17 protein-coding genes are annotated in these 13290 nt (G+C 65.3%); 1 reads left to right on the top strand and 16 read right to left on the bottom strand.

What is annotated here, in order from left to right:
- Positions 1 to 70: 70 nt before the first annotated feature.
- Positions 71 to 1318 carry an IS110 family transposase gene (locus VFZ97_10720; protein HEX6393909.1) on the bottom strand — a complete coding sequence of 416 codons (1248 nt, stop codon included), beginning with the start codon at positions 1316 to 1318 and terminating at the stop codon, positions 71 to 73.
- A gap of 341 nt (positions 1319 to 1659) precedes the next feature.
- Here VFZ97_10720 and VFZ97_10715 point away from each other — a divergent pair, with 341 nt between their 5' ends.
- A complete protein-coding gene (locus VFZ97_10715; GenBank protein HEX6393908.1) occupies positions 1660 to 1836 on the top strand; it encodes a hypothetical protein in 177 nt (58 codons plus the stop codon).
- Positions 1837 to 1939: 103 nt separating this feature from the next.
- On the opposite strand, the gene mftF is transcribed toward VFZ97_10715, so the two are convergent.
- The 15 genes from mftF to VFZ97_10640 form a co-directional block, all read right to left on the bottom strand.
- Positions 1940 to 3361 carry a mycofactocin biosynthesis glycosyltransferase MftF gene (mftF, locus tag VFZ97_10710; GenBank protein HEX6393907.1) on the bottom strand — a complete coding sequence of 474 codons (1422 nt, stop codon included), beginning with the start codon at positions 3359 to 3361 and terminating at the stop codon, positions 1940 to 1942.
- Positions 3358 to 4161: a mycofactocin-coupled SDR family oxidoreductase gene (locus tag VFZ97_10705; GenBank protein HEX6393906.1), complete on the bottom strand. Its 804-nt coding sequence runs from the start codon at positions 4159 to 4161 to the stop codon at positions 3358 to 3360. The genes mftF and VFZ97_10705 overlap by 4 nt, the downstream gene beginning before the upstream one ends.
- Positions 4158 to 4859, bottom strand: coding sequence for a mycofactocin biosynthesis peptidyl-dipeptidase MftE (mftE, locus tag VFZ97_10700; GenBank protein HEX6393905.1), 702 nt, complete (start codon positions 4857 to 4859; stop codon positions 4158 to 4160). The genes VFZ97_10705 and mftE overlap by 4 nt, the downstream gene beginning before the upstream one ends.
- Entirely contained in the window at positions 4859 to 6037 is a 1179-nt protein-coding gene (gene mftD / locus VFZ97_10695) for a pre-mycofactocin synthase MftD (GenBank protein HEX6393904.1), read from the bottom strand. The genes mftE and mftD overlap by 1 nt, the downstream gene beginning before the upstream one ends.
- Positions 6038 to 6046: 9 nt before the next feature.
- Positions 6047 to 6877 (bottom strand): mycofactocin-coupled SDR family oxidoreductase, encoded by an 831-nt coding sequence (locus VFZ97_10690; protein HEX6393903.1) that lies wholly within the window; start codon positions 6875 to 6877, stop codon positions 6047 to 6049.
- Positions 6878 to 6910: 33 nt separating this feature from the next.
- The gene (gene mftC / locus VFZ97_10685) at positions 6911 to 8110 is read right to left on the bottom strand and encodes a mycofactocin radical SAM maturase (GenBank protein ID HEX6393902.1); all 1200 of its coding nucleotides are present in this window, start codon (positions 8108 to 8110) and stop codon (positions 6911 to 6913) included.
- Positions 8107 to 8397 (bottom strand): mycofactocin biosynthesis chaperone MftB, encoded by a 291-nt coding sequence (gene mftB, locus VFZ97_10680; GenBank protein ID HEX6393901.1) that lies wholly within the window; start codon positions 8395 to 8397, stop codon positions 8107 to 8109. The genes mftC and mftB overlap by 4 nt, the downstream gene beginning before the upstream one ends.
- Positions 8387 to 8524, bottom strand: a complete 138-nt coding sequence (mftA, locus tag VFZ97_10675; GenBank protein HEX6393900.1) for a mycofactocin precursor MftA — start codon at positions 8522 to 8524, stop codon at positions 8387 to 8389. The genes mftB and mftA overlap by 11 nt, the downstream gene beginning before the upstream one ends.
- Positions 8525 to 8705: 181 nt before the next feature.
- Positions 8706 to 8876 carry a hypothetical protein gene (locus VFZ97_10670; GenBank protein HEX6393899.1) on the bottom strand — a complete coding sequence of 57 codons (171 nt, stop codon included), beginning with the start codon at positions 8874 to 8876 and terminating at the stop codon, positions 8706 to 8708.
- Positions 8877 to 9067: 191 nt separating this feature from the next.
- Positions 9068 to 9589 (bottom strand): hemerythrin domain-containing protein, encoded by a 522-nt coding sequence (locus VFZ97_10665; GenBank protein ID HEX6393898.1) that lies wholly within the window; start codon positions 9587 to 9589, stop codon positions 9068 to 9070.
- Positions 9590 to 9942: 353 nt separating this feature from the next.
- Positions 9943 to 10788: a mycofactocin-coupled SDR family oxidoreductase gene (locus VFZ97_10660; GenBank protein ID HEX6393897.1), complete on the bottom strand. Its 846-nt coding sequence runs from the start codon at positions 10786 to 10788 to the stop codon at positions 9943 to 9945.
- A 35-nt stretch (positions 10789 to 10823) separates the two neighbouring features.
- A complete protein-coding gene (locus tag VFZ97_10655; GenBank protein ID HEX6393896.1) occupies positions 10824 to 11420 on the bottom strand; it encodes a hypothetical protein in 597 nt (198 codons plus the stop codon).
- Positions 11417 to 11758 (bottom strand): nuclear transport factor 2 family protein, encoded by a 342-nt coding sequence (locus VFZ97_10650; GenBank protein HEX6393895.1) that lies wholly within the window; start codon positions 11756 to 11758, stop codon positions 11417 to 11419. The genes VFZ97_10655 and VFZ97_10650 overlap by 4 nt, the downstream gene beginning before the upstream one ends.
- A 629-nt stretch (positions 11759 to 12387) precedes the next feature.
- Positions 12388 to 13077 carry a DUF1345 domain-containing protein gene (locus VFZ97_10645; protein HEX6393894.1) on the bottom strand — a complete coding sequence of 230 codons (690 nt, stop codon included), beginning with the start codon at positions 13075 to 13077 and terminating at the stop codon, positions 12388 to 12390.
- 16 nt (positions 13078 to 13093) lie between these two features.
- Positions 13094 to 13273 (bottom strand): hypothetical protein, encoded by a 180-nt coding sequence (locus tag VFZ97_10640; protein HEX6393893.1) that lies wholly within the window; start codon positions 13271 to 13273, stop codon positions 13094 to 13096.
- Positions 13274 to 13290 lie beyond the last annotated feature (17 nt).

Here is a 13290-nt window from a genome sequence, read left to right as displayed (position 1 = left end):
TCTGACACGAAATAGCTCTTCTGGCGGGCGCGCCTAGGTCGGGGCGGAGCCCCGAATGGTTTGTGGTTGGTTAGGCGGCGGGTGTCAGGGTGACGTGGTGGCCGAGTTGTTCGAGTTGGCGGACGAGGCGGCGGGTGTGGGCGGCGGTGTCGTCGCGGCGGCTGAACCAGTCGGCTCCGAGGTCTTCGTAGACGGCGTCGTTTTCGGCCAGGACGTGCCAGATCATGACGATCAGGCTGTGGGCGCAGGCGAAGATGGCTTTGCCCCTGGCCCTTTTGCCGAACCGGCGCTGGAAGCGACGGAACTGGGCTCCGAGGTAGCTGTCTTTCTTTCGGACCCCGGCCCAGGCCGCTTCGCATAACGCCACCCGCAGGGCGGAGTTGCCTTTTCGGGCTCGGCCGCTGCGGGACTTTCCGGCCGACTCGTGCTGGCCGGGGCACAACCCAGCCCACGAGGCCAAATGGGCTGCCGTGGGGAAGCGGGACGTGTCCACCCCCATCTCGGCGATGACCACCTCGGCGGTGCGCCGGCCGACCCCGGGGATGGTCATGAGCCGGCCGAGCTGGTCAGCGAAAGGGGCGATCACCCGGTCCACCTCGGCGTCGAGGACGGCGATCTGGGCGTCGAGATAGTCGATGTGTGACAGGTGCGCCTTGCACATCACCGCATGGTGGGTCCCGAACCGGCCGACCAGCGCCAGCCGCAGATCACCGATACGCGGCCTCATCCGGGTGAGCGCCATGTCGGCCAGGACGTCAGGGTCGCGTTCGCCGGCAATGAGAGCTTCGATCATCCGTCGTGCCGCCTTGCCCATCACATCGGTGACCACCGACTCCAGCTTGATCCCGGCGTCCTCCAGGGTCTTTTGCACCCGCTGCACCTCTTTGGCCCGGTCCTCGACCAGCTTCTTCCTGTATCGGGTCAAGTCCCGAAGCTCGGCGATCACCGGCGGCGGAACGAAACTGCCCCGCAAAAGGCCGCACTCGGCCAGCTGAGCCAGCCACGCCGCGTCGGACACATCGGTCTTACGTCCGGGGAGGTTCTTCACGTGCCGGGCGTTGACCAACATCAGCTCCCAGCCGCTGTGCCCTTCGAGCACATGCCACGGGGCGCGCCAATACACGCCGGTGGCTTCCATCACCACCAACGTGACCCCCTCCTCGGCCAGCCACCGCCGCAACGCCAGCAGGTCAGCGTTGAAGGTCTGGAACTCCTTCACCTTCTGCGACCGGCCACGCTCGCCCGGCACCCTGATCGCGGCCATCACTGTCTCTTTGTGAACGTCCAAGCCGGCCACCCGCTCGACGATCACTTCCATCCGACCACCCCCTCATCTGCTTGATCAGGCGTGCCGCCCCGGGGAGCCTCGTGGCGATCAGAAAGACTCTGACACTCGTGCTCGAAGCAACAATCCAAGGTGCCTGCAGACCCCCGACGCCAGTCTGACCTTCGGGCTCACCTACAGCACCAAGAGGCATCGACGTTCGCCAGGGCGACACACCCCTATTTCATCCCCCAAAGGTGCGCCCCGCCAGGGGCGCATCAAAGTCTGACCAGCACTTTCGCTGTTCAGATTATGTCCTGTCACCTGCTCAGACTGGCTTTGGACTAGTTCGCCGGTCTGGCGAGTGGCTGGAGAAGCTTATGCGGGGGACCAAGATGGAAAGGTCGCCGGGGGTGTGGCGTCTTCGCGTTTGCCTGGGCGACGACCGGGTGACCGGCAGCCCGCGCCAAGCTACGAGGACCTTCAAGGGAACGAAGAAGGAAGCGGACACTGCCCTCGCCAAGGTCGTCACCGAGGTTTCCTTCGGGCGAGGCGAGTGCCGAGCACCGTGACGGTTGCCTCGAGCAGTGGATCGAACAGATCCGGCCGTCACGCCGACCGACGACGATCCGTGGCCCCGGATACCGGGACCATCGCTAGAGCTCGTGCGAGCCCTTATTTCATGATCCTTCGCCTACCGAGCGTCGTCCAGTCGATGGAGGGAATCAGCGGCGCGAGTTGTCTGACTCGAACGCAGCCAACGGCTACCCCTACGCCGTAGGCCACTTCCTCCCCCAGAGCGGCGAGGACGTGCCTCGGGGGGTGCTCACCAAAGACCTGAGTGACTGGCGGACCGACGATCAACGAGAGAAGGGCAGCTCGTCGCCACCACCCGCTTTGTCGCCACCGCTTAAGAAGGATGGCCAAGATGGGCCACGCGAACCACCCGCACCACCTACCGATCGCGAGCCACGTCCGGTAGAGGCCATTCGCCGTCGGCCCGACGAGGTCAGGCCAGCGAACGTTTGCACCCTTGAGGCGCCTGTTTTGTAGCAGGGTGCCGGCAAGGTGCGACGCGCCCGCGAGCCTCGGGCGTCGTGCCAGCAACGCTATCGCCGTGATGGCGGGGAGCGGTTGGAGCGAGAGATGGGAAAGGTTGCCCGGATGCCGGACGGCCAGAGGGCCGACCGACGTTCCGTAGCGAAACCGCTTCTGTAGCCGCCCGACGCATGACCGGGGGTCTCGGTGGGCCACGAGCACCGAGGGCTCGTATCGGACGCGCCAACCCGAGGCGGCCAACCGCCAGACCAGATCGACGTCCTCGCCGTATCGCAGCTCCTCGTCGAAGCCGTCGCCGAGCGCGTCCCGGCGCACGACCAAGGCCGCCGTTGGAACGTAGGGCACTGCCGCCCGCGGGTCGACCCGCGACGGCCTTTGGCCCATGTCCAAAAGAGAAGGAAGGCCCGAGGACGTTGCGCTGACGATCCGAGGCGCGACCCCGGCGACGAGAGGATCTTCGAAGTGGCCGACGAGGTCGGCGAGCCAGCCGTCTGGCACCACGCAGTCGCTGTCCACGAAGGCGACCAGGTCGGTCCGGGCTGCCGCGGCGCCCGTGTTGCGCGCCGCTGCCGGGCCGCCGGAGCCCGACCGCCTGATCAACCTGGCGCCGTGGGCAATGCAAACCTGCTCGATGCCAGCAGCGTCCGCCGAATGGTCGTCGACGACGACCACATCTTTCCCTGCATCCAGCGAACGCAGGCAGTCGTCGAGATGGCGGGAACAATTGCGAGCCGGAACAACGAACGTGACACTCGGCGTTCTGTCGACGGGATGCGGCAGAGGGTGGGCGAGGCCGGCATCCGTCAGACGCCGAGCGAGGTTGGCGCCTGCAGGAGAGCACGCCGGGCCTAAGCGCAGTTCGTCGAGAGCTTCGACCCCCTTGTCACTCAGCCAAATCAGTCGCGCCGGGTTGCCGCCGAACAGGAAGTTAGGTGCGAGCTCTTTGGTCGCGTGCCCGAATGAGACCACCGTCCCCGTGGGCATCGGCAACGTCGCGGCGACGCCGAGCGCTTCGGGTGGGACAACCTTCTGGTTCATAATGAATGCCCTCCGTCAACCGCCACGCTCGTCCCCGTCATGGCGCTAACCTCGTCGCTCGCCAGAAACGCGAAGACCGTTGCGATCTCCTCGGGCTCAACGAGCCGTTCGATCGGGACTTGACGGGCGAAGGACTCGGCGTCGGTGAGACCGTAAAAGCGAGCACTCTCCTTCAAGCCAGCCGTTCGCGTGGGGCCCGGGCTGACGGTGTTGGCGGTAACGCCAGTGCCGCGCAGGTCGCTCGCCAGCGACCGCACGAAACCAGTGACGCCGGCTTTTGCCGCGCCGTACGCGGCCAGTCCCGGGAAACCGCGAGTCGCCGCGGCGGAGACTGTGGCAAGGAACCGGCCTCGCCTTGGTTCCGGACGGCGGAGCAGCGCGGGTATCGCGACTCTGGCGAGGTTAAGCACACCGCCGAGATTCACCTCGAGCACGGCGCGCTCTTGGTCGGGGGGCAGCTCCCACGCGGCCATCCCTCCGGCGATTACGCCCGCACAAGCGATCGCCGCGTCGAGTCCTCCCCAACTCCCCTCGACCTGTGCAACGGCTTCGCCGAGCGCGGCCGCGTCCCGTACATCGGCCTCGAGAGCCATGATGCGGTTAGGCTCCCTCCACACGAACGCCTCAAGGTCCTCTGCGCGTGCGAGGCTGTACGGAAGCGCTGGATCGTCGGCGTAACGGTCGACGGCGCCCACGTACCACCCCTGGTCCAGCAAGGCCGACGCCGTCGCCGCGCCGATTCCACGGGCCGCCCCCGTTACCAACGCCACCCGGCGGTCGCCCAAGCCAGGTGCCGTCATCTGATGGCTCCGAGCCACGACGAGACGGTTTGGACCAGGTCCGCGAGCAGCGAGCCCAAGAGCCGTCGTCCTTCGTCTGCCGTCGCCCCGGCGGGGTCACCGAGCACGCCGTTCTGGCTGACCGCCTTTAGCGAGGTCGCCCGGACCGTCGGCAGGATCTCCGCGAGGTCGCGGGTGTCGCCGGCTTCGGCGTCGCCAAGCCGCACGCTGTCCGGGTGGAGCGCGAGCTGCACCGACGTCTCTGTTCTTCCCGCGTGCGCGTCGCCTTGCAAGCGCGGCCGCCAGGCGAGGATCCGGCGGGATTCGTCGGACAAAGTACGCCGGGCTCGGTGAAGCGGCTCGGCGTTGCCTCCGTGCGTGCAGACCAGCACGACTCCGTCAAAGGTCAACAGCGCGGATCGGCACAGCTCCACGAGCACCGCCTCGAGCGCCTGCTGGCCGATCGACAATGTTCCGGCGAATCCTTCGTGCTCGCCGCTCGAACCGTAAGGAAGCGGCGGGGCGATGAGCACGTCGCTCCGAAACGTGGCGAGTGCCGCGCAGAGCCAGATGGCCAGGTCCGTATCGGTGGACAGCGGCAGGTGGGGGCCATGCTGCTCGGTGCTCGCCACCGGCACCGCCAGGATCGACCCTTCCTCCGCGAAGGCCGCAGTCTCGGGCCACGTCAACGCCGCGAGCGCTGGCCCGGTCCGTGGCATTACGCGGCAGAGCCGAGCTCGCGGCTGAACCCAGGCGGAATCACGAGGTCGTCGACGGTTACGTCGTGCACCGACGCTCGCCCCAGGCCGAGCAACGCCGAATCGATGCCGGAGCGCAGGATGTCGAGCACGTTCTCCACCCCGGCCTGGCCATTGGCCGCCAGGCCCCACAGATAGGGCCGGCCGATCATCACGGCCCGGGCGCCGAGGGCGAGGGCCTTGACGACGTCACCGCCGCGGCGAATCCCACCGTCGAGCAGCACCTCTGCGTCGTCGCCGACCGCGGCGGCGACCGCTGGCAGCGCTCGGATCGTGGCTGGCGTGCCGTCCAGGTCGTTGCCGCCGTGGTTGGAAACCGAGATGGCAGTCGCCCCCGCCTCGACGGCCCGTTTGGCGTCGTCCTCCCGCGTGACGCCTTTGACCATGAACGGCCCGCCCCATTGCTGACGCAGCCAGGCCACGTCCTCCCACGACGGAGGCGGCGTGGCCATCCACTGGCCGTAGGCGCCGAAGAAGGTCGGCGCGGGCAAGCCGGCGCGCACCATGTTCGGCACCGTCAGGTCCGGCGGGCGCAGCGTCCGGGCGTATCGGGCTAGCCACCGCGGCCGCACGATCGCCTGTGGCAGGTAGCGCACGATGGCCTCGAAGTTCAGCCGCTCGGGGATCCAGGGGCTACCCCAGTCGCGGCCATTGGCGAACGTCCAGTCGAGGGTGAGGATCAGCCCAGCTGCCCCCGCGGCGCGGGCCCGTTCGACCCGCGCCGCCATCTCGTCGCGGTCGCCGATCCAGTACATCTGGAACAGGGTCTTGGGGTTGGCCGCCGTGACTTCCTCGATCGGTTTGCTGCCGAACGAGCTCAACCCCACGGCCGTACCCTTGTTCGCGGCAGCCCGGGCGACGGCGACCTCCCCGTCGGGGTGCACGGCCTGCACGCCCGTCGGCGAGCACACCACGGGCATCGACACCGACAGGCCCATCACAGTGGTGGACAGGTCGCGCTTGGCTGGCTGCCCGGCTACGTGTGGGGCGAACCCCAGCTCGGTGAACGCCTCCACGTTGCCCGCCAGAGTCACCCCCTTCTCGGAACCAGCGTAAACGGCCCAGTACACCCCCCTTGGCAGTGTCTTCTTGGCCCGCCGCTCCGCTTCGGCCACCGACTCGAACCACTTGTTGCGCATTGACGCCTCCTATTTGATGTTTGCGCCGGCGTCGACGGACAGCGCCACTCCGGTCACGTAACGGGACTCATCCGAGGCCAGCCACAGGACGGCGTTGCTTATGTCTGCGGGCTCGACCCAAGGGATCGGTAGCGTGTTCGACGCTTGCGCAGCTACGGCCATGTCGTCGGCGGTCGGGTGCGCCAGGTCCGGGCGAAACAGCGCGTAAGTGGCGTCGTTCATGACCATGTCGGTGTCGACCATGGTGGGATGCACGCTGTTGACCCGAATCATGTCCGGACTCAGCTCGAGGGCAAGGGAGCGCATAAGTCCCACTACGCCGTGTTTGGCCGCCACGTAATGGCCGATGTTCTGCGCTGGCTTCAACCCCTGGAGGGAGCTGGTCAGGATCATCGACCCGCCTCCCCCGGCCCGCAGGTGCGGGATCGCCGCCTTGGCGGTATGCCAGACGCCGGTGAGATCAGTGTCGATCACGTCCTGCCAGGTCTGTTCCGGGATCTGATCGAGCGTCCCGATGCTGAAGATGCCGGCGTTGGCGCTGACGATGTCCAACCGGCCCAGTTGCGCCACGCCGTCGTCGAGCGCCTGCTTCACCGCGTTGTAGTCCCGCACGTCTGCCTTGGTGGCGACAATCCGCCGGTCGAGCGCCTCGACCTCCTTGACCGTGCGCTCCATGTCACCGGGAGCCGACATCGGATAGGGCACCGACTCGATCTGTCCCTCGATGTCGATCGCGATGATGTCGGCCCCTTCTCGCGCAAGGGTGATGGCGTGGCTGCGGCCCTGACCGCGAGCCGCCCCGGTAATGAAGGCAACCTTGCCTCCGACTCGTCCTGTCATTGTTCCTATTCCTTTCATTGAGAGATCAGATTTTCATTTGCTGTTCAGATCGAGGCCGGCGAGCGGGTTGGCGTCGCACGTGCGGGCCAGGGGTTGGCGTCGAGTCAGATTGACCGGCACCGGCTCCGACCGCCGTGGACGGCGGGAATGATCGGCGGTGGCACGCGGTACCTGAGGCGCGTCGCGGCTTCGCAACGCGGTCTCGCCGTGGCCTTGCGCGCATTCGGGGTCGGGGCCGTCCAGTGGCAACCCCGTAAAGAACTTGGCGGCCATGCACCCGCCTCGGCAAGTGCCGTAGAACTGGCAGGAGGAGCACGAGCCCCCCGTCGTGGGTTGGCGCAGTTCCTTGAACAGGTTCGCGTCGCGCCACACGCGCTCGAAGCCGCCGGGCTGGCGGACGTTGCCGGCTCGGAACTCGTGGTGGATCATGAACGGGCAGGCGTACACGTCGCCGACGGGATCGATAAGGCAGACCACTCGACCAGCCCCGCACATCCCCAGCCCGGGCAGTGGCTCGCCGTATGGGGCCAGGTGGAAGAACGAGTCCCCGGTAAGCACCTGCTCGCCGCGTGCGGCCAGCCAGTCGTACAGCTGGCGCTGCTGACTGGCCGTCGGATGCAGCTCGTGCCAGGTGTCCGCGCCGCGACCCGATGGGCGCAGCCGGGTCAGACGCAGCTGGGCGCCGTAGTGGTCGGCCAGCGCCTTGAGATCGTCCAGCTGGCCGATGTTGTGTCGGGTCATGACCACCGAGAGCTTGAAACCGGCAAAACCGGCCTCCGCCAGGTGGTCCATGGCTCGGAGCGCCGTGTCGTATGAGCCGGCGCCGCGCACGGCGTCGTTGACGGCGGCGGTCGCGCCGTCAACAGAGATCTGCACGTCGACGTAGTTGCTGTCCGCCAGCCGTTTCGCCGCGGTGGCGTCGATCCTGCTGCCGTTGGTCGAGAACTTCACTCCCACCTGGTGGCCGGTGGCGTAGTCGAGTAGCTCCCAGAAGTCGGAACGAACGGTGGGCTCGCCGCCGCCGACGTTGACGTAGAACACCTGCATTTGCTGCAGCGTGTCGATGATCTGCTTGCACTCGGCGGTATCGAGCTCGTTGGGATCACGTCGCCCAGAGCTGGACAGGCAGTGCACGCACGCCAGATTGCAGGCGTAGGTCAGTTCCCACGTCAGGCAGATGGGCGAGTTGAGGCCGAGCTCGAACAGATCGACGAGGGGCGTCGCCGCAGTCACGGCTTCGGCCCACGGGTGATGAACTTCGACGCGGCGAGCGAAGCCAGCGCCTGCTCGTAGGCAGGCAAGGCGCCGTCGGCGACGCCGACCGCCCGGCAGGCAGAACGGGCGCTGGGATGCTCGCCCATGCACTGGAGCACTGCGAGAGCGGTCGTGTCCTTCACGAAGGACAGCCGACGGGTGCCGAAGTGGTACAGCAGCCCCCCGAAGGGCTCGGGCCGAACCGCGACCTGGTTGTCAAGCCGCCAGGGATGGTCGAGGTCGAAGCCCTGCGCATCAATAGACACCGCACATCCCGTCGATCGAGATCTCTTCGACCACAAGCTCGTCGTCGACAAGTACCTCGTCCCCGTCGGCGCCCGCCTGTTCTGCCTGATCGATAGCCTCTTGGCCTTGCCGTATTTCGGAATTCACGGTGATTCCTCCGTTCACTCGGGCGTCTTCACGCTTAAGAGTGCGGCCGGAGGGGGCGCGTTCGCATCAGGGGACTGCCCAGCCCAACTGCCCAGTCCGCGCCTACCAGGGCTGGTATCTTTTGCCCGGTTACTCGCAGAGGGGCTGCATGCTGCGCCGCGTAGCGGTCGAATGGGTGGAACTAGATCGTGTGCTCCGGCCGGGCGAGCCAGGTCAGAGCGCCGCCGACGTCGTCGCGCAGGGTGAGCCCTTGAGAGGCTCCTCCGAGCGGCGGTGCTAAGAGTTCGAGACCGCGTTCGGGAAGGCGACCGGCCTTGCCGCGCTCGCCTCCCCTCGTAAGACCAAGCGGCACTGTGTTGACGACCGGGTGATCCGCCGATGAAACGGGTCAAGATGCGACTGCGGTTACCGGCATTAACTCCTGAAGCTCAAGACAGATCCAAGTTTGTCGGTGCGATTCCAGGGAGCCTCGATGAGCCCCTGAAGATCGTGCACACAGACTCCCCGGCGCTTCATGCAGCCGGTTAAGACGGCCTGTGGACTCTAGGGTCGCGCATGCTCAGCCTGTTGTACGTACTCGGCGGGATCACGATCCACGGGATCGACTCCCAGGTAGTGGCGTGTTTCGAAGCCGATGAACTCAACCGCCAGGTCATGGCGCAACTGAAGGCTGCCTGTCTGTCGCAAGGCCGTAAGACCCTCACGTTCCTCCTCCGCCATGTGGTTGCCGTTCGCCCGGTTTACCGCAAAGACAGCTTGGTGCCATCCAGGAGTCCCGACGATGTGATGTCCGACCTGCGCGATTGCATCGCGGATCTCATTGTGATCCTTGACAGCGTCAAGAGTTTCTTCCTCGGCGCTCGTCGCATGGCCGCTGCGGAGACCCATTCGTAGTAGGGCAGGGTAGAAGATCTCCTCCTCAGTTGCCGCGTGGATCTCAAGGAACGCGGACAATCGCGACCAGACGTCGCGGAGTATGACGTTGTCGGTTCCGATCTGCTCCAGGATTGCGAACAACCGACGTTGCTCGTAGTGATCATCGAGGATCAGCTGGGTGACGTCCATTTCGCCTCCAAATGGTCATGTTCGGTTTGCTTTCAACCATTGTTGGACCCCAGGGCGCGGTTTCGCATCAGGGTGTCCCCTAGCACAAGTGCTGGGTTCTCCTCGTGCATCTGTGCGCGCTGAGACACCCGGGACCACCTAAACCAGAAGGCGCGTTTCAAGCCGTGCGCCTCTCGCGGCCGATCTAGTCGCCTGTTGATGTGTGAGGACTTGCTCAACCCTCAGCCTGAGCGATGGCCCACGCCGCGTTGACCAAGCCATCACCAAACGTGAGATCAGCGTCCTTGGTCACGTCGTCGAGCCAGTACATCTGTAACAACGTGTTGGTGAGGCCAGCGGTCTTTCCCCTGCGGCTATTTGATGGCGGCGCCGGCGTCGACGGGGAGCACTGCGCCTGTGATGTAGCGGGCTTCGTCGGAAGCGAGGAATAGGACTGCGTTGCTGATGTCGACTGGTTCGACCCAGGGGATCGGTAGGACGTTTAACGCTTGGGATGGGGGGGCCATGTCTTCGGCTGTCGGGTTCTCCATGTCGGGACGGAAGAGGCGGTAGCCGGCGGGGTTCATGAGCATCGGGGTGTCGACTTGGGTGGGCGCGATTGCGTTCACGCGGATGGCGTCGTCAGCGAGTTCTAGCGCGAGGGTTCTCATCAGGCCGATGACGCCGTGCTTGGCGACCGTGTAGTGTCCGGCGTTCTGAAAGGGTTTTAGGCCGGCGTCGGAGCTGGTGAGGATCATCGACCCGCCGCCGCTAGCCCGCAGGTGGGGGATTGCCGTCTTGGCGGTGTGCCAGACGCCTGTGAGGTTGGTGTCGATCACGTCCTGCCAGGTCTGTTCCGGCAGGTCGCCGATCTGTCCGGCGCTGAAGATGCCGGCGTTGGCGCTGACGATGTCGAGCCGACCGAGCTGGGCGACGCCGTCGTCGAGCGCATGCTTCACCGAGTCGTAGTCGCGTACGTCGGCTTTGGTGGCGACGATTCGCTGGTCGAGCGCCTCGACTTCTTTGACGGTGCGTTCCATGTCTTCGGGGGTGGACATCGGGTAGGGAGCTGAGCCGATTTGTCCTTCGATGTCGATGGCGATGATGTCGGCGCCCTCTCTGGCCAGGGTGATGGCGTGGCTGCGCCCTTGGCCGCGTGCCGCCCCGGTGATGAAGGCGACCTTGCCTTCGACTCGTCCTGTCATTTTTCGTTGTGCCATTTGTCTTGAGTCCTTTCTCGCTCGGTGTGTTGCGTTCAGTGAGAGGTGTTTGTGAGTAGAGTCCTCAGCCCGCGACCGACCTGCCGATGAGGGCGTCCGACGCGGTCATGGCCGCGCCGTGTGATCCGCGTCAGTGGTTCGAAGCTGGCAAAGCTCAGGCCGAGTGTGGCGCCGTAAACCAGGTGGGCTGTCAGGTCGTCGGCGAGCGTCTTGATGTCGTATTGCCAGATCGGCTTGTACACGCCGGCGAGGGGCAAGACGATGTAGTCGGTGAGCCAAACGGCAGTCCCGAAGCCCAAAGATCTCTTCCAGTTGCTCCGCCCGGTCAGCTCAGAGATGAGCGCGTATTGGACTCCCCATCCCGCGCCGGTGGTCCAGTGCACCAGGTTCGTGATCGGGCGGGCCCACTCGTCTGGAAGGTCATGCCCGACAACCGCGTGCAGGACCTTTCGACCGATCTGGCCGGGTGCCGAGGCGTCATCCCATTTTCCGACATTCTTCGAGGTTTCCCACGCGAAGAGGCCCTCGTGGCCGCCGCCTCGCCGGTATCTGAAGAACCAGACGAGGTCCATCGCAGCGGTTCCTACAACGCCAGCGACAGCACCCTCGACGGCGGCGCGTGTGGGTTTCACTGCGCGGTCTCGTAAAGAGTGTGCCGCGTCGATCGAAGTAACCCGTCAGAGGTCCGATACAGGCTCAGTCCTCTTCCGATCGGGGTGCCCTTGACCCTGCCGGTCCAGTCGGCCGCGACCACGTCGCCGTCGACAACGAGTGCGTCGATCGTGTAGCCGATGACCTCGCCGGCGACCTTGACAGCGTTCTGATAATCGGCTCGGGCTCCGTCCGGTCCACGACCAGGTGGTGTGTGACCGTAGTCGACGTAGTCAGACGCTACGACCTCGTCGAAGTCGTCTGGACGGCCGTTGGTATAGCAGTCAAAGAACTTGCGGATAACTTCTTCGGGATTCACTTAACTGTTCCTTTCTCCTGTGGGTCACAAACTGGTCCGGCTCCCCGGCAAACGACACCCCGCTACCAACCACCCAAAATGCGATCGGGTGGCCAGCACCGAACTTGTGGCTCTGGGCCCGACGCCGATGTAGTCGAAATCTGGTTCACGACCTGGCTTCCCTATCCGGTATGGCGTTCATTGTCAGGTCGCAAAGTCGGGATCGCATCAGGGTGTCCCCTAGCGCAACTGCCGGGTCGTTGTGCGGCGCGCACGCATCCGCTAAGCCGACGTCACCGGGCTGGCTTTTCAGCGATGTCTCGGACCACAGCGCGACACGAACTAAAGGGCGGCGGTCAATACGAATCTGCGAGCCGTCTCGGAAACACCGACCTTGTTCGTCAGGAGCCAGCGTCGCAGAGGAGGAGAAGGATGTTGCCCGTATGAGATAATGGGTACTACGACGACGGAAGAGCCCGACCTGGGCCGGGTAACGCTGTCGCTGAGACGTGCACCCCCCCGCCCCCCCCGGCGAGTTGTGCCTGCCGGATTAGCGGCGCAACGAAGCGACGCGGTCGTCTCCGCGCTTGCCAGCCATGCCTCGATGAAGAAGGGGAGCTAACGACATGCACGGTGAGGCGAGCTGAGTGTCAGCCGAAGAGATTCGCGATGACGTTGACACCGGTCGCCACAATAACCACGCCGAAGAAATAGGAAAGAATGGCGTGGTAGAGGACCGTTCGGCGGAGCCGTCGGTCGCGCAGCGCAGTGTCGGAAACCTGATAGGTCATGCCGATAGTGAACGCAAGGTAGGCGAAATCCAGATAGTTGGGTGGCCCGTCCTCCGGGTCGTATCCGAAGTTGATGCCGCCCTTCCCGTCGTTGGCTGACCGGTAAAAGAGATCGGCATAGCGCAACGTGAAGACCGAGTTAACGACGGTCCACGAGAAGATTATGGTCACGATTCCGATCGTCACGATCAGGGCTCGGCGGCCCCCCGATTCGTGCCTGGCAACACCAAGTGCCAGCGCGACGGATACCAGGCTGGCAGCGCACGAGGCTTGGACAAGCAGGCTCGCCGTGTCGCGTGTCTCGTCCTCGCGCATCGCGACACGCTTGGTTCGGGCTCCGTCCGCTCGAGCGATAACGGGCAAGACAGTGACCAGGAAGGTCAGCCCCGCCGCGTCCCAACCGACGAGAAGAGCCAGCGGCCAAATGACGAAGGGCGCGATTGCCAGGGCCACGATCACACCAATCACAGCATCGGAAATCAGTCGGCGAAGCGCAGGAGCACTTGCGCTTATCCAGTGGTGGTACAGCCGATGCGGTCCGGTAGCCATGCCAATGACTTGAGTCCTACCTGGCTTTGCCTCGCTGGACGTTGACCGCAGCCACTCGCTCGAGGCGCTGCAAGACAGAGCGGAGTTCGGCAGTGTCCTTCTCAAGCGCTCCTTGCTCCATTCCTTCAGGCGAGAGGTCGTGGACTATGGCTGACAGACGCGCCTTGATCTCTTCGAGCACTCGCCGTATATCCATCCCTGAACATGTTCCGG

It is taken from the genome of Acidimicrobiales bacterium, assembly GCA_036378675.1.
GTDB lineage: Bacteria > Actinomycetota > Acidimicrobiia > Acidimicrobiales > Palsa-688 > DASUWA01.
The sequence above is the reverse complement of the archived record's forward strand: the minus strand, read 5'-3'. Positions and strand labels throughout refer to the sequence as shown.